Origin of the sequence: Mesorhizobium sp. Ca11 (assembly GCF_020165275.1) — a bacterium.
In the GTDB taxonomy this organism is placed as follows: domain Bacteria; phylum Pseudomonadota; class Alphaproteobacteria; order Rhizobiales; family Rhizobiaceae; genus Mesorhizobium.
The window spans coordinates 197,350-222,383 of the sequence record NZ_JAIUHU010000011.1; the positions used below are offsets into that span (position 1 = coordinate 197,350).

Annotated in this window: 25 protein-coding genes and 2 pseudogenes; 13 read left to right on the plus strand and 14 right to left on the minus strand. The window is 63.3% G+C overall.

Features of this window, described 5'->3' with window-relative positions:
- Positions 1-81: 81 nt before the first annotated feature.
- Positions 82-711 carry a MarC family protein gene (locus LB538_RS20460; RefSeq protein ID WP_224528978.1) on the plus strand — a complete coding sequence of 210 codons (630 nt, stop codon included), beginning with the start codon at positions 82-84 and terminating at the stop codon, positions 709-711.
- Between the two features lie 86 nt (positions 712-797).
- Here LB538_RS20460 and LB538_RS20465 read toward each other — a convergent pair whose 3' ends face one another.
- The 3 genes from LB538_RS20465 to LB538_RS20475 are packed head-to-tail and all read right to left on the minus strand — an operon-like array spanning position 798 to position 2,199.
- A complete protein-coding gene (locus LB538_RS20465) occupies positions 798-1,223 on the minus strand; it encodes an OsmC family protein (protein WP_224532007.1) in 426 nt (141 codons plus the stop codon).
- A gap of 22 nt (positions 1,224-1,245) precedes the next feature.
- Complete coding sequence (locus LB538_RS20470) at positions 1,246-1,644, minus strand: DUF2306 domain-containing protein (RefSeq protein WP_224532008.1); 399 nt, start codon at positions 1,642-1,644, stop codon at positions 1,246-1,248.
- A 33-nt stretch (positions 1,645-1,677) separates the two neighbouring features.
- On the minus strand, positions 1,678-2,199 hold the full coding sequence (locus LB538_RS20475) for a single-stranded DNA-binding protein (protein ID WP_095765291.1): 522 nt from the start codon (positions 2,197-2,199) through the stop codon (positions 1,678-1,680).
- A 237-nt stretch (positions 2,200-2,436) separates the two neighbouring features.
- Between LB538_RS20475 and LB538_RS20480 the strand changes: the two genes are divergently transcribed.
- The 9 genes from LB538_RS20480 to LB538_RS20520 all read left to right on the plus strand — a co-directional run bounded on the left by LB538_RS20480 (position 2,437) and on the right by LB538_RS20520 (position 10,863).
- A complete protein-coding gene (locus tag LB538_RS20480; RefSeq protein WP_224532009.1) occupies positions 2,437-2,751 on the plus strand; it encodes an ArsR/SmtB family transcription factor in 315 nt (104 codons plus the stop codon).
- Positions 2,748-3,224, plus strand: a complete 477-nt coding sequence (locus LB538_RS20485; protein WP_224532010.1) for an SRPBCC family protein — start codon at positions 2,748-2,750, stop codon at positions 3,222-3,224. Before LB538_RS20480 ends, LB538_RS20485 begins: the two co-directional genes overlap by 4 nt.
- Positions 3,225-3,251: 27 nt before the next feature.
- Positions 3,252-3,854 carry an ATP-dependent Clp protease proteolytic subunit gene (locus LB538_RS20490; RefSeq protein ID WP_095765288.1) on the plus strand — a complete coding sequence of 201 codons (603 nt, stop codon included), beginning with the start codon at positions 3,252-3,254 and terminating at the stop codon, positions 3,852-3,854.
- 75 nt (positions 3,855-3,929) lie between these two features.
- Positions 3,930-4,208, plus strand: coding sequence for a hypothetical protein (locus tag LB538_RS20495; RefSeq protein ID WP_224532011.1), 279 nt, complete (start codon positions 3,930-3,932; stop codon positions 4,206-4,208).
- A gap of 752 nt (positions 4,209-4,960) precedes the next feature.
- Positions 4,961-7,882: an excinuclease ABC subunit UvrA gene (uvrA, locus tag LB538_RS20500; protein ID WP_095765286.1), complete on the plus strand. Its 2,922-nt coding sequence runs from the start codon at positions 4,961-4,963 to the stop codon at positions 7,880-7,882.
- Between the two features lie 28 nt (positions 7,883-7,910).
- On the plus strand, positions 7,911-8,375 hold the full coding sequence (locus LB538_RS20505) for a GNAT family N-acetyltransferase (RefSeq protein WP_224532012.1): 465 nt from the start codon (positions 7,911-7,913) through the stop codon (positions 8,373-8,375).
- Between the two features lie 26 nt (positions 8,376-8,401).
- Positions 8,402-9,205 carry a DUF72 domain-containing protein gene (locus LB538_RS20510; protein WP_263482587.1) on the plus strand — a complete coding sequence of 268 codons (804 nt, stop codon included), beginning with the start codon at positions 8,402-8,404 and terminating at the stop codon, positions 9,203-9,205.
- 141 nt (positions 9,206-9,346) lie between these two features.
- Positions 9,347-9,604: a hypothetical protein gene (locus LB538_RS20515; RefSeq protein ID WP_224532013.1), complete on the plus strand. Its 258-nt coding sequence runs from the start codon at positions 9,347-9,349 to the stop codon at positions 9,602-9,604.
- A 113-nt stretch (positions 9,605-9,717) separates the two neighbouring features.
- Positions 9,718-10,863, plus strand: coding sequence for a GGDEF domain-containing protein (locus LB538_RS20520; protein ID WP_224532056.1), 1,146 nt, complete (start codon positions 9,718-9,720; stop codon positions 10,861-10,863).
- Between the two features lie 23 nt (positions 10,864-10,886).
- On the opposite strand, the gene LB538_RS20525 is transcribed toward LB538_RS20520, so the two are convergent.
- From LB538_RS20525 to urtA, 6 genes are all read right to left on the minus strand, one after another.
- The gene (locus LB538_RS20525; RefSeq protein WP_095765283.1) at positions 10,887-11,063 is read right to left on the minus strand and encodes a hypothetical protein; all 177 of its coding nucleotides are present in this window, start codon (positions 11,061-11,063) and stop codon (positions 10,887-10,889) included.
- A gap of 265 nt (positions 11,064-11,328) precedes the next feature.
- On the minus strand, positions 11,329-12,024 hold the full coding sequence (gene urtE / locus LB538_RS20530) for an urea ABC transporter ATP-binding subunit UrtE (protein WP_224532014.1): 696 nt from the start codon (positions 12,022-12,024) through the stop codon (positions 11,329-11,331).
- A gap of 70 nt (positions 12,025-12,094) precedes the next feature.
- On the minus strand, positions 12,095-12,841 hold the full coding sequence (urtD, locus tag LB538_RS20535; protein WP_224532015.1) for an urea ABC transporter ATP-binding protein UrtD: 747 nt from the start codon (positions 12,839-12,841) through the stop codon (positions 12,095-12,097).
- Positions 12,842-12,847: 6 nt separating this feature from the next.
- On the minus strand, positions 12,848-14,071 hold the full coding sequence (urtC, locus tag LB538_RS20540) for an urea ABC transporter permease subunit UrtC (protein WP_224532016.1): 1,224 nt from the start codon (positions 14,069-14,071) through the stop codon (positions 12,848-12,850).
- Positions 14,068-15,684 (minus strand): urea ABC transporter permease subunit UrtB, encoded by a 1,617-nt coding sequence (gene urtB / locus LB538_RS20545; protein ID WP_224532017.1) that lies wholly within the window; start codon positions 15,682-15,684, stop codon positions 14,068-14,070. Before urtB ends, urtC begins: the two co-directional genes overlap by 4 nt.
- A 182-nt stretch (positions 15,685-15,866) precedes the next feature.
- Positions 15,867-17,177 carry an urea ABC transporter substrate-binding protein gene (urtA, locus tag LB538_RS20550; protein WP_224532018.1) on the minus strand — a complete coding sequence of 437 codons (1,311 nt, stop codon included), beginning with the start codon at positions 17,175-17,177 and terminating at the stop codon, positions 15,867-15,869.
- A 307-nt stretch (positions 17,178-17,484) separates the two neighbouring features.
- Here urtA and LB538_RS20555 point away from each other — a divergent pair, with 307 nt between their 5' ends.
- Entirely contained in the window at positions 17,485-17,874 is a 390-nt protein-coding gene (locus LB538_RS20555) for a hypothetical protein (RefSeq protein WP_224532019.1), read from the plus strand.
- A gap of 58 nt (positions 17,875-17,932) precedes the next feature.
- Here LB538_RS20555 and LB538_RS20560 read toward each other — a convergent pair.
- The 3 genes and pseudogenes from LB538_RS20560 to LB538_RS20570 all read right to left on the minus strand — a co-directional run bounded on the left by LB538_RS20560 (position 17,933) and on the right by LB538_RS20570 (position 20,491).
- Positions 17,933-19,424, minus strand: a pseudogene (locus tag LB538_RS20560) (GMC family oxidoreductase).
- 48 nt (positions 19,425-19,472) lie between these two features.
- Entirely contained in the window at positions 19,473-20,021 is a 549-nt protein-coding gene (locus tag LB538_RS20565; RefSeq protein ID WP_095765276.1) for a Twin-arginine translocation pathway signal, read from the minus strand.
- 74 nt (positions 20,022-20,095) lie between these two features.
- On the minus strand, positions 20,096-20,491 hold the full coding sequence (locus LB538_RS20570) for a VOC family protein (RefSeq protein WP_224532020.1): 396 nt from the start codon (positions 20,489-20,491) through the stop codon (positions 20,096-20,098).
- 239 nt (positions 20,492-20,730) lie between these two features.
- Here LB538_RS20570 and LB538_RS20575 point away from each other — a divergent pair, with 239 nt between their 5' ends.
- On the plus strand, positions 20,731-21,036 hold the full coding sequence (locus LB538_RS20575) for a ribbon-helix-helix domain-containing protein (protein WP_224532021.1): 306 nt from the start codon (positions 20,731-20,733) through the stop codon (positions 21,034-21,036).
- On the opposite strand, the gene LB538_RS20580 is transcribed toward LB538_RS20575, so the two are convergent.
- Positions 21,033-21,743, minus strand: coding sequence for a DeoD-type purine-nucleoside phosphorylase (locus LB538_RS20580; RefSeq protein WP_224532022.1), 711 nt, complete (start codon positions 21,741-21,743; stop codon positions 21,033-21,035). The two genes, LB538_RS20575 and LB538_RS20580, sit on opposite strands and share 4 nt — an antisense overlap.
- A 104-nt stretch (positions 21,744-21,847) precedes the next feature.
- Positions 21,848-24,433, minus strand: a complete 2,586-nt coding sequence (gene cckA / locus LB538_RS20585; RefSeq protein ID WP_224532023.1) for a cell cycle histidine kinase CckA — start codon at positions 24,431-24,433, stop codon at positions 21,848-21,850.
- A 211-nt stretch (positions 24,434-24,644) separates the two neighbouring features.
- Between cckA and LB538_RS20590 the strand changes: the two are divergent.
- Positions 24,645-25,034 (plus strand): annotated as a pseudogene (locus tag LB538_RS20590) (flagellar biosynthetic protein FliO); the annotation flags it as partial.

Here is a 25,034-nt window from a genome sequence, read left to right on the forward strand (position 1 = left end):
ATTTCCTTCCGCTTTCCAGCGCCACAGCTTTGCTCTACCAATTGCAAAACCTGGGCTTCGCCCGGCGGGAGGGGACCAGCGATGCCGAGTTTCGACAGCCTGTTCAACGCCTTCGTCACCATCCTGGTGACCATCGACCCGCCGGGACTGGCGCCGCTTTTCCTGGCCGTGACGCGCGGCATGAACCGTGACGAGCGCCAGCAGGTTTCGATCCGCGCCTCGGTGATCGGCTTCCTGGTCATGGCGCTGTTTGCGATTGCCGGCGCCTCGATCCTGTCGGTGTTCGGCATAACGCTGCCGGCCTTTCGCGTCGCCGGCGGCTTCCTCTTGTTCTTCATCGCCTTCGAAATGGTGTTCGAGCGCCGCCAGGACCGTAAGGAGAAGATCGGCGACGTCGCCATCACCAAGGACATGATCCACAACATCGCCGCCTTCCCGCTGGCAATCCCGCTGATCGCCGGTCCGGGCGCCATCTCGGCAACCGTGCTGCTGTCGGGCTCCTTCCAGGGTTTTGGCGCACAGGCGGCGCTGGTCGGCATCATAGCGATCTGCCTGGTGATCACCTTTCTGGTTTTCGTGCTGTCCGAGCGCATCGACCGCATCCTCGGCCAGACCGGCCGCTCGATCCTGACCCGTCTGCTCGGCGTCATTCTCGCGGCGCTTGCCGTGCAGTTCGTGGCGGACGGCATCAAGGCGCTGATGGCCGCTTGAACAGTAGCCTACTGCCTACTGCCTACTGCCTACTGCCTACTGCCTACTGCCTACTGCCTACTGCCTACTGCCTACTGCCTACTGCCTTACTTCACCGCCGTCTCGACCACCTCGAAATCATGCGTGATCGTCGCCGTCTTGGCCATCATGGCTGAAGCCGAGCAGTATTTCTCGATCGACAGATCGATCGCGCGTTTCACTTTGTCGTGCGACAGGGCTCTGCCCTTGACGATGAAATGCATGTGGATGCGGGTGAACACCTTTGGATCGGCTTCGGCTCGGTCGGCGTCGAGCTCGACCACGCAATCCTCGACCGCCTCCCGGCCCTTCTCGAGGATGTGCACGACATCATAGGCCGAGCAGCCGCCGGTGCCGATCAGCACCAGTTCCATCGGGCTCGGTCCCGGTGTCTTGCCATCCGGCCTGTGCGCCGTGCCCAGCACGACCTTGTGGCCGCTGCCAGACTCGCCGACGAAGGTGCGTTCCTCGACCCATTTGATGCGTGCTTTCACGTTGATCTTCCTTGAGAAATTCTTACTGGCCGAACACGACGGCATGCATGATCCGGCCGGGCAGCAGCGTGAAGATGCCGGCGCCGACCAGCGCGAACAGATAGAGCTTGATCACGGCGCCGCGACGCGCGGTTACCTTATGCATGTGCGCATACCAGGTCGCCAGCGGCACGGTGACCATCACCAGGATCGACAAAAGATGGATCGGGCTGAACGGACCGACGAGCCGGATCTGCTGGATCCAGAAGCTCGATATGGCGATGACCAGCATCAACGCCACCCAGCTGTAGCCCAGCACACCATGACGCACAGTACCTTTCGGCAGCGCCAGCTGGGCGCCGCCGATGGCCAAAGCGGCGAAGGCCGCGAATGCATGCCACGGAATGGGAGGCGACGCCGACAGAAGCGGTCCGAGCGACATCACGCCTCCCCTCAGACGGCCGTTTCGAGACGCTTAGAACGGGATCTCGTCGTCCAGCTCGCGTGACGAGCCGCCGCCACCGCCGCCCCTGGAGCCGCCACTGCCGCGGTTGAAGCTTTCATTCGGGCTGGACTGGCCGAAATCCGACCCTCGGCTGTTGCCGCCGCCGGAATAATTGCCGACCTGGCCGCCGCCGCCCTCGCCGCGCGCGTCGAGCATCTGCAACTCGCCTCGGAATTTCTGCAGCACGACTTCGGTGGTGTATTTGTCGGCACCGGTCTGGTCCTGCCATTTGCGGGTCTGCAGCTGACCCTCGACATACACCTTCATGCCCTTCTTCAAATACTGCTCGGCCACCTTGGCGAGCTGGTCGTTGAAAATGACGACGTTATGCCACTCGGTCTTTTCCTTACGCTCGCCCGAGTTCTTGTCGCGCCAGCTTTCCGACGTGGCGATGCGAATGTTGACGACCGGATCACCGGAATTCAGGCGGCGGATTTCAGGATCCGCTCCGAGATTGCCGACCAGAATGACCTTGTTGACGCTACCCGCCATCTTACTTCTCCGCGCTCATCCGAAACAAATTTCAAGTCGCTCACCTTATAGCCTGCGGGTCGTCGCCGCCCGCAAAAGGCTGGCTTTTCCCACAAGGTTTTTGTTCTCTTTTCGTTCTAGTCATAGCTGCACTTTCTGTCAAGGAATGTCAGCAAAGGCAGGGTTGGACGTGCATTTTTGATATGGCGATCAAATAGAAGCTTGCCAAATCGATAAGTATCGACTTATGCTTCTGCCATGATCGAAGCAGAGATTTTCCGCGCTCTCGCCGACCCGACACGACGCGCGGTTTACGAGCGGCTGGCCGCCGGCGAGATGAGCGTGAGCGAGCTGCGCGCCGGCATGAGGGTGTCCCAGCCGGCGGTCTCGCAGCACCTTGCCGTATTGCGCGGCGCCGGCTTGGTGGTCGAGCGGCGCGCCGGCCGCAACGCCTATTACCGCGCCGATCCGCAAGGGCTCGACCCGCTGCTCGGCTGGATCGAACGCTACCGCGCCTTCTGGCCGGAACGCATCGAGAAGTTGAAGACGGTTCTGAAGGGAATGGACCAATGACCAAAGCAGGGAAGCCGACGGCGACCGACGCGGCGCTCAACTTCGAATGCGAGCTTCCCGAGCCGCCGGAAAAAGTCTGGCGGGCATTGACCGAGCCGGAACTGCTGGCGGCCTGGATGATGCCGAACGACATGAAGGCTGAAGCCGGCGCCCGCTTTGCCTTTGCCGGACCGGATGAATCGATCGAATGCGAGGTGATCGAGGCCGAGCCCGGCAAGCTGCTGCGCTATTCCTGGCATCAGCGGCCCAACGCGAACGACCGCGACCGGTTTCCGGCCTTCGACAGCATCGTCACCTTCACGCTGACGCGCACCGCCTCAGGCGGCACGCATCTCAGCATCGTCCATGACGGCTTCGTGCCGGTGGCGGAACCTGTCCTCGCCATTGCCGGCGCCGGCTGCGGGCTCTCGCTTCACGCGCGCAAGAACCCGATTGCCGCCAACGCGCCCTGCATGATGCTGCGCGCGGCCTGATCAAAAAGAGGACCGAGGAAACCCGTCATGAGCATTGCCAATCTGGTGCCAATGGTCATCGAGCAATCGAGCCGCGGCGAGCGTTCCTTCGACATTTTTTCGCGGCTGCTGCGCGAGCGCATCGTCTTCATCAATGGCGAGATCAACGACAACGTCTCGGCGCTGGTCTGCGCGCAGCTTCTGTCGCTGGAGTCCGACCACCCCGACAAGGAGATCTCGCTTTACATCAACTCCCCGGGCGGCATGGTGACCAGCGGCTTCGCCATCTACGACACGATGCAGTACATCTCCTGCCCGGTGTCGACGGTCTGCATGGGCTTTGCTGCCTCGATGGGCTCCTTCCTGCTCATGGCCGGCGCGCCGGGGCGGCGCATCGCGCTGCCCAACACAAGGATCGTGCTGCATCAGCCGCTGGGCGGCTTCCAGGGCCAGGCTTCCGACATCCAGCGCCACGCCGAAGACATCGTGCGCACCAAGCAGCACATGACCGAGCTCTACGCCAAGCATTGCGGCCGGACCTACGAGGAGGTTGAGCGCACGCTCGATCGCGATTACTTCATGAGCGCCGCGGAAGCCAAGACTTGGGGCCTTGTCGACCACGTCTACGACACGCGCAAGAAAGCGGCCTGACGTTGCGGGCAGGCGCGCGGCAAATTGATCGCCGCGCGTCTGGCATTGGACTAGCCGCGTCCCTATAGTCCGTGCATGATCGATCCGTTCCAATCCAGGCACTTGTGCGTTGCCTTCGCCGCGCTTGCCGGCGCGCTGGTGGCCGGCGCCGCCCTTGCCGACGACAGTTCGGCGCAGAAACTGCCTGGCGTCAGCGGCGACTACCGCATCGCCAAGCCGGCGCCGCAGCCGGAACCAGACGCGCTACCGGCCGGCAGCGACGGTTCCTTCAAGATCGGCAACACCGACGTCAGGATCGGTGGCAGCATAACGATCGATATGGCCACGGGCGGCGCTCGGATCCCGAACCATTGATCGCGAGCGGGTGAAACGCGAACACCACAAAATGTAAGCCCCGCCACTGCTTCCGCAGGTGGACGGGGCTTTCATGGATCTGATAATCCAATTTTAGCCGGGAGTGGACTGCCGGCGTTCTGTTTCGGATGCAACGCGGCGTTCAGCCGACGATCCGACTATCGTCTCTGATTGTTAAGAATCGGCAAGTCACGGTTTGTCGGGCCGGCGTTTCAAGTCTGCCCTGGCACTTATGCCCGCCGCGGCTCCATCTCAGTGTGGAGCCTCAAGGGACTGTCCGGTGGCGTCATGCTCCGCTCCTGGGTCCGTTGCGACAATGTCGTTCGAAGCGCAAATCGCTATCGCCTGCGGCGTCTCGCAGACCGCCTATTGGGCGGCGAGGCCATCGAAAGACGGCCGGCTTCGTTGACGCGTTTGAGACTGCTCCCCTGGGCCCGGGACGTCAACCGTTGAATAGTCGGTTACCGAAAAATGTGATCGTCTGGAGGTTACGTGCAGGTAAGACGAGTGCTTCGACACACCCAACGGCGCGTAGCTCGGCCGCGATTGGTTCCACAACGCTTTGTCAGGAGCGTGTTCGACCTTTGTTCTTTCCGCTTGCCCGGTCGCGCGAAAGACGGTTAAACCCATGATCGGCTTGTCCCGTCGAGATTGTGGCGTCTCTCGACGTGGCGGTGAAAATACCTACATAGGGGATGGCCGGGACAATCCCGCCAATCCAGCAAATTCCAGATCTGAGGCGGCGACCGGCGATGGCCGACCATAAATACCTTTCCATTCGCGGGGCGCGCGAACACAATCTCAAGAACGTCGATCTCGACCTGCCGCGCGACAGCCTGATCGTCATGACCGGACTGTCGGGATCCGGCAAGTCGTCGCTTGCCTTCGACACCATCTATGCCGAGGGCCAGCGCCGCTACGTCGAAAGCCTGTCGGCCTATGCCCGCCAGTTCCTCGAGATGATGCAGAAGCCGGACGTCGACCAGATCGACGGCCTGTCGCCCGCCATCTCGATCGAGCAGAAGACCACCTCGCGCAACCCGCGCTCGACCGTCGGTACCGTCACCGAAATCTACGACTACATGCGCCTGCTGTTCGCGCGTGTCGGCATCCCCTATTCGCCGGCCACCGGCCTGCCGATCGAAAGCCAGACGGTTTCGCAGATGGTCGACCGCGTGCTGGCGCTGGACGAGGGCACGCGCCTGTTCCTGCTGGCCCCGATCGTGCGCGGCCGCAAGGGCGAGTACCGCAAGGAACTGCTGGAACTGCAGAAGAAGGGCTTCCAGCGCGTCAAGGTCGACGGCGTCTTCTACGAGATCGCCGACGTGCCGGCGCTCGACAAGAAATACAAGCACGACATCGACGTCGTCGTCGACCGCATCGTCGTGCGCGGCGATCTGGCCACGCGTCTCGCGGACTCGATCGAGACAGCGCTGAAGCTTGCCGAAGGTCTTGCCGTGGCCGAATTCGCCGACAAGCCGCTCGACGCCAGCCAGACCGGCGAGGATTCGGTCAACAAGTCGAAGAACGAGACGCATGAGCGCATCCTGTTCTCGGAAAAATTCGCCTGCCCGGTGTCTGGCTTCACCATTCCGGAGATCGAGCCCAGGCTGTTCTCCTTCAACAACCCGTTCGGCGCCTGCCCGACCTGCGACGGCCTTGGCAGCCAGCGCGCCATCGATCCCAACCTCGTCGTGCCTGACGAGAACGTGTCGCTGCGCGACGGCGCCATCAGCCCGTGGGCGAAATCGACCTCGCCCTATTACGCGCAGACGCTGGAAGCGCTGGGCAAGGTCTATGGCTTCAAGCTCGGCGACAAGTTCAAGGATCTGAGCGCCGAGGCCAAAGAAGCCGTGTTGCGCGGCACGGGCGAGCGCGAGATCACCTTCCAATATGATGACGGCCTGCGCTCCTACAAGACGACCAAGACCTTCGAGGGCGTCATCCCCAATCTCGACCGGCGCTGGAAGGAAACCGAATCCGCCTGGATGCGCGAGGAGATCGAGCGCTTCATGTCGGCCACCCCCTGCCCCGCCTGCAACGGCTACCGCCTGAAGCCGGAAGCGCTGGCGGTGAAGATCGGCGGCAAGCATATCGGTGAAGTCACGGAGATGTCGATCCGCAAGGCCGACCAGTGGTTCACCGACCTGCCGGCGCAGTTGAATGACAAGCAGAACGAGATCGCGGTCCGCGTGCTGAAGGAAATCCGCGAGCGGCTGCGCTTCCTCAACGATGTCGGCCTCGACTATCTGACCTTGTCGCGCAATTCCGGCACGCTGTCGGGCGGCGAGAGCCAGCGCATCCGGCTCGCTTCGCAGATCGGCTCCGGCCTCACCGGCGTGCTCTATGTGCTGGACGAGCCGTCGATCGGCTTGCATCAGCGCGACAATGCGCGCCTGCTCGATACGCTCAAGCACCTGCGCGACATCGGCAACACGGTGATCGTCGTCGAGCATGACGAGGACGCCATCCTGCATGCCGACTATGTCGTCGACATCGGCCCGGCGGCCGGCATCCATGGCGGCCAGATCATCGCGCAAGGCACGCCGCAGCAGATCATGGCCACACCTGCCTCGATCACCGGCAAATACCTGTCGGGCGAGCTCGAAGTGGCAACGCCCGCAGTGCGGCGCGAGGCGAAGAAGAACCGACGCATCAAGGTGGTCGGCGCGCGCGGCAACAATCTCAAGAACGTGACGGCGGAAATCCCGCTTGGCACCTTCACCGCGGTCACCGGCGTGTCCGGCGGCGGCAAGTCGACCTTCCTGATCGAGACGCTGTTCAAGGCGGCCTCGCGCCGCATCATGGGCTCGCGCGAGCATCCGGCCGAGCACGACCGCATCGAAGGCCTGGAATTCCTCGACAAGGTCATCGACATCGACCAGTCGCCGATCGGCCGCACGCCGCGCTCCAACCCCGCGACCTATACCGGCGCCTTCACGCCGATCCGCGACTGGTTCGCAGGGTTGCCCGAAGCCAAGGCGCGCGGCTATCAGCCGGGCCGCTTCTCCTTCAACGTCAAGGGCGGCCGCTGCGAGGCCTGCCAGGGCGACGGCGTCATCAAGATCGAGATGCACTTCCTGCCCGATGTCTACGTCACCTGCGACGTCTGCCACGGCAAGCGCTACAACCGCGAGACGCTCGACGTGCTGTTTAAGGGCAAGTCGATCGCCGACGTGCTCGACATGACGGTCGAGGAAGGCGTCGACTTCTTCTCGGCGGTGCCGGGCGTGCGCGACAAGCTGGAGACGCTGAAGCAGGTCGGCCTCGGCTATATCCATATCGGCCAGCAGGCGACGACGCTCTCGGGCGGCGAGGCGCAGCGCATCAAGCTTGCCAAGGAACTGTCGCGCAAGGCGACCGGCAAGACGCTCTACATCCTCGACGAGCCGACCACCGGCCTGCATTTCCACGACGTCGCCAAGCTGCTCGAAGTGCTGCACGAGTTGGTCGACCAGGGCAACACGGTGGTGGTGATCGAGCACAATCTCGAAGTGATCAAGACCGCCGACTGGGTGCTGGACCTCGGCCCCGAAGGCGGCGACGGCGGCGGCGAGCTGGTGGCGTCCGGCACGCCGGAAGCGATCGTGCGCGAGAAGCGCAGCTACACAGGCCAGTTCCTCAAGGAGCTGCTGGAGCGGCGCCCCGGGGGTAAACGCGAAGCGGCGGAGTGAGCGCGCATTTCGTCGGAAGGGCGCTTGAATGACAATTAGAAGAGCGCTTTCCGGTGATCTTCCGGCCGTTGCCGCGGTGACGACGGCCGCCTATGCGCCCTACACCGCTCTGTTCGGCGCCCCGCCGATCCCGGTGACGGAAGACTACGCGCCGCGCATCGAGCGCGGCGAGGTCTGGCTGCTCGAAGAGGACGGAGGACTGGCCGGGCTGATCGTCCTCGAACGGCATCCCGACCACGCCATGATCTTCAGCGTCGCCGTCGCGCCGGCCTTCCAAGGTAAAAAACTCGGCATCAACCTGCTCAACTTCGCCGACGAGCAGGCGCGGTTGTGGGCCGTGCCGGAGGTGCGGCTTTACACCAATTCGCGGATGGAGCGGAACATCGCGCTCTATTCCGCCTACGGCTATCGGGAAACGGGTCGCCGCGCCAACCCACACCGGCCAGGATGGACCCTGGTCGACATGATGAAGTCGGTCGACCGAGCCGCCTGATCACATTTGAACAGAGGAGGACGATAATGAGCCAAGGAAAAATCCGCTCCGGCATGGGCGGCTGGACTTTCGAGCCTTGGGACACCTCCTTCTACCCGGACAAGCTCGCCAAGGCCAAGCAACTCCACTACGCCAGCCGGCAGGTCCCGACCATCGAGGTCAACGGCACTTATTATTCCAGCTTCAAGGAACCGACTTTCGCCAAGTGGGCCAACGAAGCGCCGGAGGGTTTCGTCTTCTCGCTCAAAGGCAACCGCTTCGTGACCAACCGGAGGGTGCTCGGCGAGGCCGGCGAATCGATGATGCGCTTCCTGGGCTCCGGCGTTGCCGCGCTCGGCGAGAAGCTCGGCCCGATTCTGTGGCAGTTCGCGCCGACCAAGAAATTCGACGCGGACGATTTCGAAGCTTTCCTGAAACTGCTGCCCGAGAAGCAGGACGGTGTGCCTCTGCGTCACGCGCTGGAGGTGCGCCACGACAGCTTCGTCGTGCCGGAGTTTCCAGCCCTCGCCCGAAAATACAACGCCGCGATCGTCTATGCCGACCACGCAAAATATCCGGCGATCGCCGATGTAACCGGCGACTTCGTCTATGCGCGGCTGCAGACCGGCAGCGACGACAACCCTGACTGCTACACGCCGAAAGGCCTGGACGAATGGGCGGGAAGGGTGAAGACCTGGGCGCAAGGCAAGCAGCCCGCCGACCTGCCGCGCGCCGATCCCAAGACCGATGCGCCGGTCAAGCCGCGCGACGTGTTCGTCTACTTCATCACCGAGGGCAAGGTGCGCGCGCCGTTCGGCGCCATGGCACTGATGAAGCGAATGGCCGATTGAAGGGGCGAGCTCCGCCGGAACTTACGGGGCATCTCGACCGTTTTGCCTTTCTCGCCGGGAGCGGATTTCCATAGCGGTTGAGCGTCGCGGAACAATGGCCCGGGCTCCGGCATCGGGAGAGCCCAAAGAAAGCGAGGTGATATGGCTGTCATCCTCATCGGGGCATTGCTCATTGTCGCCGGCATTGTGTACATGGCCGGTGCGGTCCTCAGGCGCGGGAAACTTAGCGATCCGGCAGCTGCAGCCTCGGATCACCCGATGCCAAACCTGGCAACGCCTGGCCCGACGCTTGAGCCACGCCGGCGCGGACTCGGTTTCCTCGGCCTGTCGCAGAATTGGCCGGGTCTGGTGATGTTGGGGGTCGGCATCATCCTGCTGTTGTTGGTGGCGGTCCTCTGACGCCGCGGAATTATGGCATCTTCACCGCTATCGTAACGTAATCGATACTTCCTTGCTGCACTAATAGAACGCACGGCAGGTTGCAGAGACCCGGCGGCGGCAAGGGCGAGCGCATGCTTCTCGACTACAATTCATTGCTGCTGGCCGTCGGCTTCTCCGCCGCCTGCCTCAGCCTCACCCTGTTCGGAACCTGGCTGACCGCCCGTTCCGACAGGTTCCTGCTGACCTGGGCGACCAGCGTGCTGGTGGTGGTGGCGGAGGTTTTTGTCTATCACGCCTATATCGATGCGCCCGGAACAGCCCTCGGCATCCTGGCGCTGGCGCTGCTGCTGTTCGGCTTCTCGGTGATGTTGGGCGCCGCCCACCAGTTCCGGACCGGCCGCTCGCCGCTGCCGCGCATCAGGCTTGGCACTGCCATCTCCTTTGCGCTGGCGTTACCGCCAATGGCGCTCGGCTATGACGGTCTGGGCTTCATGCTTGAGAATTTCCTTGCCGCGCTGCTCCTATTCGGCACCGCGCATGAATATTGGAAGGGTCGCGAGGAGGCACCGGCGCAACTCGTGGGCGTGGCGCTGCTCTATTCATTGACCGCTGTTTCCTTCGTGCTTTGCGCGGCCGTGCTGGCTTGGGACGGCAAGCTCATCCTCGGCCACGCGCCGAGCAACTGGGCGGAGGATCTGAGCTTGGTCATCGTCATCGCCTCGATGACCGGCATCGGCGCGCTGTCGCTGGCGCTCAACCAGGGGCGGCTCGCGCGCCACCATAAGCATGAGGCCGAGACCGACGTGCTGACGGGGCTGCTCAACCGCCGCGCGTTGTTCGACCTGCACGGCAAGACGCCCGTCAGCGCTTTCACGGCGGTGGTGGTGTTCGACCTCGACGGCTTCAAGGCGATCAACGACCAATTCGGCCACGCCGCCGGCGACGAGGTGCTCAAGGTCTTTGCCCAAGTGCTTTCCGCCGACCTTCGCCCGAACGACTCCGTCGCCCGCATGGGTGGCGAGGAATTTGCCATGGTGTTGAAGCGCACTTTGCCCGAGACAGCCGAGGCGACGGCCGAACGCGTCCGGGCCGCGTTCGCCGCGCGCACGGTCGAGACCGAGACCGGACCGCTGCGCTGCACGGTCAGCGCGGGCTTCGCATTTGGCAGCAGGGATGGCATGAGCTTCGACAAGGTGCTCAGCGCCGCCGACAAGGCGCTCTATGCCGCCAAGCGCGGCGGCCGCAACCGCGTCCTGGATTTTCGCCGCGCCGGCTGAGTTTTACCGCCGCGTGCAAACTCTCAATGGTGTGAGATCACTTCGTTGAAGGCGTCGAGATCGACGTAGAAAACCTTGGTGATCTCATCCAGGAGATGATCTTCGTCATAGCCTTGCGACATCAGGATGTTGATCGCGGTCATGATGTCGACGCGCTCGGTGAGGCGCCGCTTTTGGTAGTCCTCGACAAAACGTTCCATCGCCGTCCCCTGGCAAAATTCTTTTTGGACGCATTGACCGACAATCACTGCGGGGAAAGCTAGGTGGATTGGCTTGCGTGGAACTTGCGGACGGAGTCCGCGCCTTCCCCCTCATTCGCAACTGATACGGAAAGCGGCCGACTCACCAGGGCCAAGAAAAGACTAGCATGCGGTATTCAACGCGCCAGAGCTCTGCCTGGCCAGCGGAGAGAAATACTGGGGTTGCTGCCGCCTCGCGATGTCGACCGAAGTCGAGCAAACGATTCTAAACTGTCAGAAACTTCCGCACATCCGCCCGGTCGAGGTCTTCTGCAGGACCGGTATGCACGATCTGGCCCCGATCCATGATGTTGACCTCGTCGGCAAGTTCCCGGCAGAAGTCGAGATACTGCTCGACCAGAAGCACGGCGATCCCCGCCTGGTCGCGCAGATAGCGGATGGCGCGGCCGATATCCTTGATGATGGAGGGCTGGATGCCTTCGGTCGGCTCGTCGAGCACCAGGAGCTTGGGTCGCATCACCAGCGCTCGCCCAATGGCAAGTTGCTGCTGCTGGCCGCCGGAGAGGTCGCCGCCGCGCCGCGACAGCATCTGCTTCAGCACCGGGAACAGCTCGAAGACATAGGGCGGAATGTTGCGGTCGGCGCGCCGCAGCGGCGCGAAGCCGGATTCCAGGTTTTCGCGCACCGTCAGCAGCGGAAAGACTTCCCTGCCCTGCGGCACGAATGCGATGCCCGACCGGGCGCGGTCATACGCCGCGCTCCGGTCGAGCGCCTTCCCCTCGAAGGCAACGCTTCCGCTCGTCAGCCGGTGATGGCCGACGATCGATCTCATCAAACTTGTCTTGCCGACGCCGTTGCGGCCGAGCACGCAGGTGATCTTGCCGGCACCCGTCTTTAGCGAAACGCCGCGCAGCGCCTGGGCGGCGCCGTAATGCAGCGTGGCATTGGAGACTTCGAGCATGGTCAGCCCCTTCTCCAGCGATTCAGGAAAGCGAAATCGAAACGGTGGAAGGGAACCCGCCAGACCATGCTCACCGCCCCAGATAGACTTCGACGACGCGCTCGTCGGCCGAAACGAAATCGAGCGTGCCTTCCGACAGCACCGAGCCCTCGTGCAGGCAGGTGACCTTGACGCCGAGCTCGCGCACGAAATGCATGTCGTGCTCGACGACGATCACCGAATGGTCGCGGGCGATGTCCTTGAGCAGCCGCGCGGTCTCCTCGGTCTCGGCATCGGTCATGCCGGCGACAGGCTCGTCGACGAGCAAAAGCTTTGGGTCCTGCGCCAGGAGCATGCCGATCTCCAGCCACTGCTTCTGGCCATGGCTGAGATTGGCGGCGAGCTCGCCGCGCTTGTCGCCGAGACGGATGATGCCGAGGATATCGTCGATGCGCCGCGTCTCGGCCGCCGAACGGCGATGGAACAGCGCGGGAAAGATCGAGCGCGGCCCTTTTAGCGCCAGCATGAGATTGTCCTCAACGCTGTGGCTCTCGAAGACGGTCGGCTTCTGGAACTTGCGCCCGATACCCATCATGGCGATCTCGGCCTCGTCATGCCGGGTGAGATCGACCTCGCCGTCGAAGAACACCTCGCCCTCGTCCGGCCGCGTCTTGCCGGTGACAATATCCATCATCGTTGTCTTGCCGGCGCCGTTGGGCCCGATGATGGCGCGCATTTCGCCCTTGTCGAGCACCAGCGACAGCTTGTTGATAGCGCGAAAGCCATCGAAGGAAACCGAGACGCCGTCGAGATAAAGGATGGTGTTCGACTTGCTCATGATCGCTCACTCCGCCGGCTGCGGCTCGGCGCCGGTGGCAGACCAGGCGCCGGGCGTCGTCGCCGCCGAGCGCACAATCTTCGGCTCCGGCGCCTGCGGATCGGCGCCGGCCTCCGCCGCGATCGAGGCCGCCCGCAGCGCCTTGGCCTGGCTGCGCCAGGCATCCCACATGCCGACGATGCCCTTGGGCAAAAGCAGCGTGACAGCGACGAATAAGCCGCCCAGCGCGAACAGCCAGAATTCCGGCAGCACGCCGGTGAACCAGGATTTGCCGGCATTGACCAGCAGCGCGCCGACGATCGGACCGACAATGGTGCCGCGCCCGCCGACAGCGGTCCAGATCACCACCTCGATCGAGTTGGACGGCTCGAATTCGCCGGGATTGATGATGCCGACCTGCGGCACGTAAAGCGCGCCGGCGATGCCGGCCATGATAGCCGAGGCCGTGAAGGCGAACAGCTTGACGTTCTCCGCCCGCCAGCCGAGGAAGCGGGTGCGGCTTTCGGCGTCGCGCACCGCCATCAGAAGCTTGCCGTATTTGGAGCGCACGATCGCAGCGGTGACGAAGACGGCGAGCGCCAGCGTAACGGCGCTGGCCGCAAACAGCGCCGAGCGCGTGGCGTCGGCCTGGACGCTGAAGCCGAGTATATCCTTGAAATCGGTCAGGCCGTTGTTGCCGCCGAAGCCCATGTCGTTGCGGAAGAAGGCGAGCAGCAGCGCATAGGTCATCGCCTGGGTGATGATCGAAAGATAGACGCCGGTGACGCGGCTGCGGAAGGCGAACCAGCCGAAGACGAAGGCGAGCAGGCCGGGCACGGCCAGCACCATGAGCGCCGCGAACCAGAAATGATCGAAGCCGTACCAGAACCAGGGCAACTGCTTGTAGTTCAGGAACACCATGAAGTCCGGCAGGATGGGATTGCCGTAGACGCCGCGCGAGCCGATCTGGCGCATCAGATACATGCCCATCGCATAGCCGCCAAGCGCGAAGAAGGCGCCGTGGCCGAGCGAAAGGATGCCGCAATAGCCCCAGACCAGGTCGAGCGCCAGCGCCAGCAGCGCGTAGCAGAGATATTTGCCAATCAGCGCCACGATGTAAGGCGGGATGTAGAAGGCGCTTTGCGGCGAGACCGCCAGGTCGAGCAGGGGCACGATGATGGCGGCGGCCAGCAGGACGAAGATGGCAATGCCGATGCGGCGATCGGCGGAAAGGAAGCGCTGCGCGATCATGCTTCCACCGCCCTGCCCTTCAGCGCGAACAGGCCGCGCGGACGCTTCTGGATGAACAGGATGATCAGCACCAGAACGACGATCTTGCCGAGCACCGCGCCGGCATAGGGCTCGAGGAACTTGTTGATGATGCCGAGCGAGAAGGCGCCGACCAGCGTCCCCCACAGATTGCCGACGCCGCCGAAGACCACGACCATGAAACTGTCGATGATGTAGCCGCGGCCGAGATTGGGCGAGACATTGTCGATCTGGCTGAGCGCCACGCCCGCGATCCCGGCGATGCCCGAGCCCAACGCAAAGGTCAGCGCGTCGACCCAAGGCGTCCTGATGCCCATCGAGGCGGCCATGCGGCGGTTGGCGGTGACGGCGCGCATCTGCAGCCCCCAGGGCGTGCGCTTCATGACGTAGAGCAGCACACCGAACACGGCGAGCGCGAACACCAAGATCCACAGCCGGTTCCAGGTGATGGCCAGCTGGCCGACATCGAACGAACCCGACATCCAGGACGGATTGCCGACCTCCTGGTTGGTCGGCCCGAAGATGGTGCGCACCGCCTGCTGCAGGACCAGCGAGACGCCCCAGGTGGCCAGAAGCGTTTCGAGCGGGCGGCCATAGAGGAAGCGGATGATGCCGCGTTCGATTGCAAGGCCGACCAGCCCCGCGACAAGGAAGGCGAGCGGCAGCGCGATCACCAGCGACCAGTCGAACAGGCCCGGAAACGAGGTGCGGATAACTTGCTGGACGACGAAGGTGGTGTAGGCGCCGAGCATCACCATCTCGCCATGCGCCATGTTGATGACGCCCATGACGCCGAAGGTGATGGCAAGCCCGATCGCCGCAAGCAGCAGCACCGATCCCAGCGAAATGCCGTACCAGATGTTCTGGCCCGCATCCCACAAAGCCAGCTTGGAGTTGATCTTGCCGATCGCGGCGGCTGCCGCCTCCTTGACCGCGCCCTGGGGGTTCGCCTCAACTGAGGTGAGCAGCGAGAGCGCGTCGCGATCACCACGCGCGGCGACGACCGAGATCGCCGCGAGCTTATCGGCTTCGGGCTTGTCGGAAACCAGAACCGATGCCGCGCGCGCCTGCTCGAACAGGGCCTTGACGCCGGGATCGATTTCGGCGGCGATTGCGGCATCCAGCGGCCCGATGTTCGCCGCATCGGGCGTCTTGAACATCGTCATTGCCGCGGCAAGACGCACGCTTGCGTCCTTGGCGCGCAAGGTCAGCGTGCCCAGCGCGTCGCGGATGACACGACGCAGCCCGTTATTGACCTTGATCTTGGTGAGGTCGGCCTTGGCCGCTTCGGCGGCGTTCTCGCCGCTCAGCGGATCGAGCAGCTCGATGCTGTCGCCGCTCTCCTTGCCGACAAAAACCTGGGAATCGGCCTTGCGGATGTAGAGATTGCCGTCGGCCAGCGCCGAAAGCGGCCGCTCTACCGCCGGATCGCCGCTCGCGGCAAGCTCGCGCACGACGGCCTCGGTAGCCGAGAAGCCGGTTGCAGCTGCGAATTTGCCGATCGATGCGCGAAGGTCGGCCTCAGCCGCCTTCGACGGCGTCAGTCCAGCCATCGTCAGCAGCAACATCAGACCGATTGCGCGCAGCAGCAGCATCGTCGTTTTCAAGCAGCTTTCTCAAGCAATTCCAGGAAAAGTGTGAAGCGGTTTTCCGTCCGGAATTGCGCAAAACTAGGTTTCAGGGATCTTGCCCGGGCGGGTCAGGAACCTGCCCGGGCGGCGGTCTCGGATCGCGGGGCCACTCCGCGATCCGACAGACCTGGGATCACGGACCGGGATCAGTTGGTGCCCTTGCCGCCGCACTTTCCGGTGGCGACGTTGAAGTTGCCGCAGGACAGAGGCGCGCGCCAATCGGATATCAGGTCCTTGGAATCCGGCAGGTAGTCGGACCATTCGTCGCCCATGACGAGGCCGGGCGTTTGCGAAACGGTCTCGAACTGGCCGTCGGCCTGGATCTCGCCGATCAGCACCGGCTTGGTGATGTGGTGGTTGGGCATCATCGTCGAATAGCCGCCGGTCAGGTTCGGCACCGAAACGCCGACCATGGCGTCGATGACCTTGTCCGGATCGGTGGTTCCGGCCTTCTCGACCGCCTTCACCCACATGTTGAAGCCGATATAGTGGGCTTCCATCGGGTCGTTGGTGGTGCGCTTGTCGTTCTTGATGAACTTGTGCCAGTCGTCGATGAACTTCTTGTTCGCCGGCGTGTCGATGCTTTCGAAGTAGTTCCAGGCGGCGAGATGGCCGACCAGCGGCCCGGTGTCGAGACCGGCCAATTCTTCCTCGCCGACCGAGAAGGCCATGACCGGAATGTCCTCGGCCTTGACGCCCTGGTTGCCGAGCTCCTTGTAGAATGGCACGTTGGCGTCGCCGTTGACGGTCGACACCACGGCCGTCTTCTTGCCGGCCGAGCCGAATTTCTTGATCGCCGAGACCTCGGTCTGCCAGTCGGAGAAGCCGAACGGCGTGTAGTTGACCATGATGTCCTCGGCCGGCACGCCCTTCGATTTGAGATAGGCTTCGAGGATCTTGTTGGTGGTGCGCGGATAGACATAGTCGGTGCCTTCAAGCACCCAGCGCTTCACCGAGCCGCCGTCGGCGCTCATCAGGTAATCGACGGCCGGAATGGCCTGCTGGTTCGGCGCCGCACCGGTGTAGAAGACGTTGCGCTCGCTCTCCTCGCCCTCATACTGGACGGGATAGAACAGGATATTGTCGAGTTCCGAGAATACCGGCAGAACCGATTTGCGCGACACCGAGGTCCAGCAGCCGAACACGGCCGCGACCTTGTCCTTCGAGATCAGCTCGCGCGCCTTTTCGGCGAAGAGCGGCCAGTTGGACGCCGGATCGACCACCACGGCTTCCAGTTTCTTGCCGAGCAGGCCGCCCTTGGCGTTTTGCTCGTCGATCAGCATCAGCATGACGTCTTTCAGCGTCGTCTCCGAAATCGCCATGGTCCCCGACAGCGAATGGAGGATACCGACCTTGATCGTGTCTTCAGCCGCATTGGCGGAAGCTGAAGCCAGCAGACCAGCCGCGACGACGCCGGCGGACAGGATTTTTGTTATTTTCGCGAAGTTACCCCTCATATGACACACTCCCAAGCTGGTTGTTTTGCATCGCAATATTAGCGGTGCAAGCGACGTGCCAGATAGGAATGCGCTGAACTGATTTTCGTGATAGTGCAGTGATTACAGTTGGTTATATGATAGCCGCGCAACTGTCGCCTCTACTGCAACGCGGCAGGATTGAGAAAAGTTTACGCACCTCTGCCTAGATTTTGCCCAAATTGTAAAAATGCCTATGATTTCACCACATAGGCAAGGATAGCTTTGTCGGCCCTGTTGCGGGCTCATGGCGAAATGGGGCAAGGTCGCCGTGCAAACGAGCGACGTCATGGCCCTGCGAACAATCCTGGCTTTCCTGCTTCTTGTGTCCGCCGCCGGCGGCGCCCGCGCCGATTTTGCCGACGGCAAGCTGCCGGACGGCGTCTATCACTGCGAGGTCTACCTGCTCGGCCTGTTCCTCAACCTGGGCGACATCACCATCAAGGGCAGCCTCTACAGCGGCCCGGTAACCTTCGGTGCCGTGCCGCCGCCTTACAATTACCAGATGAATCCCAATGGCGAGATCACCTGGCTCGGTCCGCTCGGCGGCTACACCAGCGGCGGCAATTCGATCTCGATGACCCAGGCCACCTTGGATGACCCGAGCGGTCCTTCGTTCGACATCATCATGAAACAGCAGGACGGCGCCTTCACAGCCTCGACCTGCACCAAAAGATAGCCCGCATAAAAAAGGCGCGGAACCCGTTTGGGTCCCGCGCCAGCAGGCAGTCGGGAGGTCAGATCGTTTTCGCCGACATCTGGGCGGCGATGTAGTCAGCCTGGCGGATCGCCAGCGTCACGATGGTCAGCGTCGGGTTCTCCGCCGCACCCGTGGTGAACTGGCTGCCGTCTGAGATGAACAAGTTCTTGATATCGTGCGACTGGCCGTGCTTGTTGACGACGCCGTCCTCCGGCTTTTCGCTCATCCGGTTGGTGCCGAGATTGTGGGTCGAAGGATAAGGCGGCGTCGGGAAGGTCCGCGTCGCGCCGACCGCGGCGTAGAGCGCCTGGCCTTGGCTGTAGGCATGGTTGCGCATGGCCTCGTCGTTCGGATGATCGTCGAAATGGACGTCGGCGATCGGCATGCCGTGCTCGTCCTTCTCGTCCTTGTGCAGCGTGATGCGGTTCTCTTCGCGCGGCATGTCCTCGCCGACGATCCACAGGCCCGCCATATGGTCGTAATGGTCGAGCGCCGTGGTGAAGGAGCGGCCCCAGCCGCCGGGGTTGAGAAAGGCCGCCATGAACGGCAGGCCGAGCGACAGCGTCTCCATCTCATAGCCGCCGACGAAGCCACGCGACGGATCGTGGCGCGCCTCGTCGCGGATGATGCCGGCCATGGTGGTGCCGCGATACATATGCACCGGCTTGTCGAAGATGGCATAGACCGAGCCGGTGGTGTGGCGCATGTAGTTCTTGCCCACCTGTCCCGACGAGTTGGCGAGCCCGCGCGGGAATTTCGATGACTCCGAGTTGAGCAGCAGGCGCGGACTCTCGATCGAATTGCCGGCGACGGCGACGATGCGGGCCTTCTGCTCCTGCAGCTTGCCGTCCTTGTCGGCATAGACGACGCCGGTCACCTTTCCGGACGCGTCATGATTGATCTTGATTGCCATTGAGTTCGGCCGCACCTCCAGATGCCCGGTCGCCTCGCCCTTCGGGATCTCGGTGTAGAGCGTCGACCATTTGGCGCCCCATTTGCAGCCCTGGAAGCAGAAGCCGGTCTGCTGGCAGGAATTGCGGTCGTCGCGCTCCACCGAATTGATGGCCATGTTGCCGGTATGGCATTCCTTGTAGCCGAGCTTGTCGGCGCCGGCCTTGAGCACCTTGAAATTGTTGTTGCCCGGCAGCCGCGGCCAATTGTTGGTGCCGGTGACACCCATCTTGGCTTCGGCCTTGGCGTAATAGGGTGCCATCTCGGCCAGCGTCACTGGCCAGTCGAGGAGGTTGGCGCCCTTGACCTTGCCGTAGGTCGTGGCCGCCTTGAACTCGTGCTCCTGGAAGCGCAGCGAGGCGCCGGCCCAGTGCGTGGTCGAGCCGCCGACCGACTTGACGATCCAGGCCGGCAAGTTCGGGAAATCCTTGGCCACGCGCCAGTCGCCCGAAGTGGTGCGCTTGTCCTTCCAGGTCGATGCCTTTCTGGGCGAGCTCGTTGCCGAGCGTGCCGCCGCCCGCGCCCGAGCCGATGATGACGACCACGCCGTCATTGTTGAGATCAAATTGTGCTGCCATGGTTTCCTCCCATGAAATCTGTCGAAAAGCGGTTCGTGACAGAGCGGCTCAGAGCCACTCGATGTCGTTGAAGCCGCGCGCGATATAGCCGCCCTTGGAGTAGGACTCGCCTTCGTAACCGAAGATCGGCCACACCTCCTTCTGGTTATAGAGGCTGACCACAAGCCCGCCGCGCACCGCCTGGAAGAACGGCGTCTTCTCGATACCGGTGAGGAGCGCCACCCGCTGCTCTTCCCAGCCAAGCCCGCGATAGCCTCCCTTGCCAGCCTTCTTATCGAGCTCGGCGATGCCTTTCTCGATCAGCTCCTTGTGGGCAGGGTCCTTGGCGGCCGTCTCGTCATGGCCCTTGACGGCAATGGCGTAATATTTGTCCGGCACCTGGTCGTGCGGGTAGATGTCGCGCGCCACCTGGATCAGCGTCGCCATCGTTTCGGGCTTCAGCGCCGAGGTTTCGAGACCCCAGGCGTGTTCGGGGCTGATGACGGCGCTGCCGGAGATGATGAGCAGCGCGCCCGCGCCGCCACGTTTCAGAAGCTCGCGCCTAGATAGTCCGGCTTTCCTCTCATAACCCGGTTTCTTCTCGTAGACTGTAACCATGATTTTCCTCCCTGCTTGCTGTTCGCACCCCTGAGAGTGCCGTTGCTGGCGCCGCGCCTCTCCGCGGCGTATCCCTATTGGAAGCGCCCTCCCCGCTGCAGGACCTCGATCTTGTAGCCGTCGGGATCCTCGATGAAGAAGAAGCGGGCGATCAGCGCCCCGTCGTGATTGAACTCGACAATCTTCTTCGGGTTGAGACCGAGCGCGCCGATCCGGTCGTGCTCGCTGTCGAGATCGGCGACCGAGACGGCGAGATGGCCGTAGCCGTCGCCAAGCGCGTAGGGCTCGGTACGTCCCTTGTTCACGGTCAGCTCCACCTCGAAAGGCGAACTCTCATTGCTGAGATAGACGAGCGTGAAGGTCTCGAAATCGAGCCGCTGGGCGACCTCGAGGCCGAAGGCCTTGTTGTAGAAGTCGACGGAGCGCGCTTCGTCGAGAACCCTGATCATGGAATGGATCGTCTTCGCCAAATCGGACTCCGTGAGCTCTCATGCTTTCGAAGCCGATTATGCGCGCCGGCGAAAAATGGTGGTGGCAGCCGATTACCACGCGTGGAGCAGGAAAACGGCTAGTGTCGCTCCAATTTTAAGGACGAAAGTCCGATTGCCGTCGGCGGCTATCGGATCGAAAATGACCAACGCAGGCAGTGTTCAAAAAGGCGCCAGCCAACCCAATCGGCGCCCAAGACAAACAACAACGGGAGGTACCGATGTGCAGAGTCTTCGCCGGGCAGGACCCGGAAGGCTACCGGCAGATCAACAGGTCGATCCGCATCGACGGCCATTCGACCAGCATCCAGCTCGAGGCGACGTTCTGGGGTCTGCTTGACGAGATCGCCGACAGCCAGGGACTGACGACGCCGAAATTCATCTCGAAGCTCTATGACGAGGCGATCGAGATCAACGGCGAGATCCCGAACTTCGCTTCCATGCTGCGCACGACCTGCGCGCTCTATTTGCGCGGCCATCGGCCCAGCGCCGAAGACCAGGCCGCATTGAAGCAGGAAGCCGCCTAACTGCTCTCGACTGCGACTTCGAGCGCCAGCCGGGTCATGTCGGTGAAAAGCGCCTGGCGCTCCGAATCGTCGATCAGCTCGCCGGTGGCGACATGGTCGACGACGGTCAGCAGCGACAGCGCTCGAGCGCCGAACTGTGCCGCAATCCGATAGAGGGCGCTGGTTTCCATATCGACGGCCAACGCCCCCAGCGCCATCGGCTCGTCAAACCGAGCGCGGCCATCGGGATGGTGGAAGACGTCGCTGCAGATCGTCAGTCCGGCGCTGCAGGCGATACCGAGATCGGCGGCGCATTGCAGCGCCCGCGCATGCAGCGCCGGGTCCGGCCCCGCCGGCTGGTAAAGCCCGAACACTTGCCCGCTGATTGCACTCTCGGCCCGCACCTCGCTGGAGATGACGACGCCGCGCAAAGGCACGTCTTCCGACAAGCCGCCGCATGTGCCGGTGCGGATCAGCGTTTTGACGCCGTAATACTCCATCAGCTCAAAGGCATAAATCAGGAAAGACGGCGCCCCTATCCCGGTCGCCTGGATGCTGACCGGCTTGCCGCGGAACCGGCCGGTGAAGCCCAGCGCGCCCCTTCGGCGGTTCACGCAGCGCGGCGCCTCGAGAAACATCTCCGCCATCCATTGCGCGCGCTCGGGATCGCCCGGCAACAGCACCGTTTCGGCATAGTCCCCCCGGCCCGCCTCGATATGCGGCGTCACGCGCTACCACCCCTGATGGACCCATCCGGCGACCATCATGGCAGGACTGCCGCAATGCGCAAGCTCTGGCTTATTTAGAGCAATCCAAGGAAGCCTTGAACGCCCTAGGATTCCAGCACGTCCTTGACGATCGTCGCCAGTTGCTTGAGCGAGAACGGTTTCGGCAGGAAGCCGAAATGCGCCTCGGCCGGCAGGTTCTTCGCAAACGCGTCCTCGGCATAGCCCGAAACGAACACGAACTTGATGTCCGGCTGGCGTTTGCGCAGCTCGCCGAGCAATGTCGGCCCGTCCATCTCCGGCATCACCACGTCGGACACGACGATATCGACCTTGCCGCCGAGCGCCTCGAACACTTCAAGCGCCTCGACGCCGGACGACGCCTCGTGCACGGTATAGCCGCGCGAGGTCAGCGCCCTGACGCCGCCCATGCGCACGGCGTCTTCGTCCTCGACCAGAAGCACGGTGGCCGAGCCGGAGAGGTCTTTCGCGGTATCGGCCAGCTTCGCCGGGGCGGCCGCCGCGATCGCCGGCGCCTCGCCCGGCTCGGGTTGTTTCTTCACCTCGGCGATGTGGCGCGGCAGGAAGATACGGAACACCGTGCCCTTGCCGACTTCGGAATCGCAGAAGATGAAGCCGCCGGTCTGCTTGATGATGCCGTAGACCATCGACAGGCCGAGGCCGGTGCCCTTTCCCACTTCTTTGGTTGTGAAGAAGGGCTCGAAGATCTTTTTCAGCACCTCGGGCTCAATGCCGCTGCCGGTGTCCTCGACGTCGACGAGCACATAGTCGGCCGGCGTCAATTCGCGGTAGGCGAAGGATTTGCACTCGTCGGCGGTGACGTTGCGGGTGCGCACGGTGAGATCGCCGCCGCTCGGCATGGCATCGCGCGCATTGACGGCGAGATTGACCACCACCTGCTCGAACTGGCCGATATCGACCTTGACCGGCCACAGGTCGCGGCCGTGGTCGATCTTCAGCTTGATGTCGTTGCCGACGAGGCGCGCGAGCAGCATCCTGAGATCGGCCAGAACATCGGTCAGGTTGAGCACTTCCGGCCGCAGCGTCTGCTTGCGCGAGAAGGCGAGCAATTGCCGCACGAGCGATGCCGCCCGGTTGGCGTTCTGCTTGATGTTCATGATGTCGGGGAAGGACGGGTCCGACGGCCGGTGGTTGGTCAAGAGAAGGTCGGACGCCATGATGATGGCGGTCAGCACGTTGTTGAAGTCGTGCGCGATACCGCCGGCGAGCTGGCCGACTGCCTGCATCTTCTGGCTCTGCGCCATCTGGCCCTCGAGCGCCTTCTGCTCGGTGGTCTCTACCGCATAGACGATCGCCGCCTCCTCGGCGCCTTCGCTGCCCGCGCTGTCGGCGACGGCATTGACGTAGAAGCGGATGTGGCGCTCCTCATTGCCGGGCAGGACGGAATCGATCGGCTCGATATTAGCCTGCCGCTGCCGGGCCTTCTCGAAGGCGGCGGCGAATGCCGGCCGGTCGCGTTCGTGAACGATCGTTTCGAAGCGCACCCGCCGGTCGACGGCGTCGCGGTCGACCACGGACGAAAACAGCTGTAGGAACGGCGCGTTGGTGCGCAGGATGCGTCCGCTCGCATCGACGCCGGCAATGGCCATCGGCGTCGAGTTGAAGAAGCGGGTGAAGCGAACCTCGGAGGCCCGCAGCTCCGCGGAAGCGTCCTCGCCCTGGGTGCGGTTGAGCACGATCGTGCGGGTCGGGCCGTTCACGCCTTCGCGGCTTGCCGAAACCCGGTGCATGAAGCGCACCGGCAGCGCCTGGCCACTCATCGTGGTGAGGTCGAGGTCGATGACGGCGTTGCGCGTGGTGCCGGGATCGGCCTTGACCGAGCGGACCAGCGCCATGCCGTCGCCGGCGATGATTTCCGGCAGCGTGATGGCGCCCGGCGTGAAGGAGGCAAGGTCGATGCCAAGCCATTCGGCAAGCGTGGCGTTGATATAGGTGACGCGGCCTTCCTGGTCGGCCGAGAAGAATCCGGCCGGGGCATGGTCCAGATGGTCTATGGCTTTCTGCAGGTCGAGGAAGAAACGCTCCTGCTCCGCCCGTTCCTGCGAGATGTCGGCGAGCTGCCAGGCCAGCATCGGCAGCCTTTGCCCGGGCATGCTGAAGGCGCGGGCGCGAGCGCGGTACCAGCGCGCGCCCGGCTCAGCGCCTGGTTTGATCGACTGCGCCAGCCGGAACTCGCCGTCGCCGGCCTGGCCGTCGCGCAGGCCCGACGCCAACCGGTAGATCGTCATCGAGGCCTCGGGGACATCCGACAACAGTCCTTCGACGGTCTTGAGATCGGCGGCCGAGGCAGCGCCCGTCATGTCTGCATAGGCGCGATTGGCGTAGACGACGCGCCCCTTGGTGTCGGTGACCAGCAGGCCCTGCGACATGGAGTCGACGAAGGCTTTTGACAATTCGTCGCCGGTCGACCGCGGTGCGATCTGGACGAAGCCGATCGCGGTCGCGAACAGGAAACCGACGCCGATCATGGCGAGCACGCCGAGCATGCCGAGCAGGAAAGGATCGCCGAGGCGCTCGCGGAAAAGTCCGAAGACGATCGCGGCGCCGGTCAAGACGACGATGAAGACGATGAGCCTGGTGACGGCGCCCGGACGCGTGTTCTGGTCGACGATCGGTACCGGATAGAAATCGCCGCGCGCTTCCTTGGCCATGTTCCCCCTGCTCGTGATTCCGGTGTCCGACGGGCACGGACGGCCGGTTGAATCACATTCTCCTGTAGCGGAAAAGGCCTCGGCGGCAAATGTCCGATAAAATCAACGATTCATGTTTCAAACTGTTCACGATGGGTGATGTGAACTTGCGGTCGCTGGTCCCAACGGTCTAGTGTTCCCTGACTTCAAAGATGGCGATTGGGGTGCACCGATGCAGTGGCTGGATAATGTAGCGGGCCCGGGTTATGTCGCTGCAATCCTGTGGACGGTAGCGGCTCTCATCATGCTGGTTGTCGTCCTGCTCGCCATCAAGGTGGTCCGCAACCTGACGTTCGGCACCTTCGTCGCCGGCGGCAGGAACCGCAAGACGCGGCTTGCCGTGATGGATGCCACCGCTGTCGACAGCCATCGCCGGCTTGTCCTGGTGCGTCGCGACGATATCGAGCATCTGATCCTGATCGGCGGGCCGACCGATGTCGTGGTCGAGCGCGACATCAGGCTGGCGGCGCTGCGCCGCCCGGCATTGACGGGCGACGCGGGTCAGCAGCAGACAGGAGTTGCGCAACGCCCGCGCGCGCCGCAACCGGCGCCCGCACCCGCC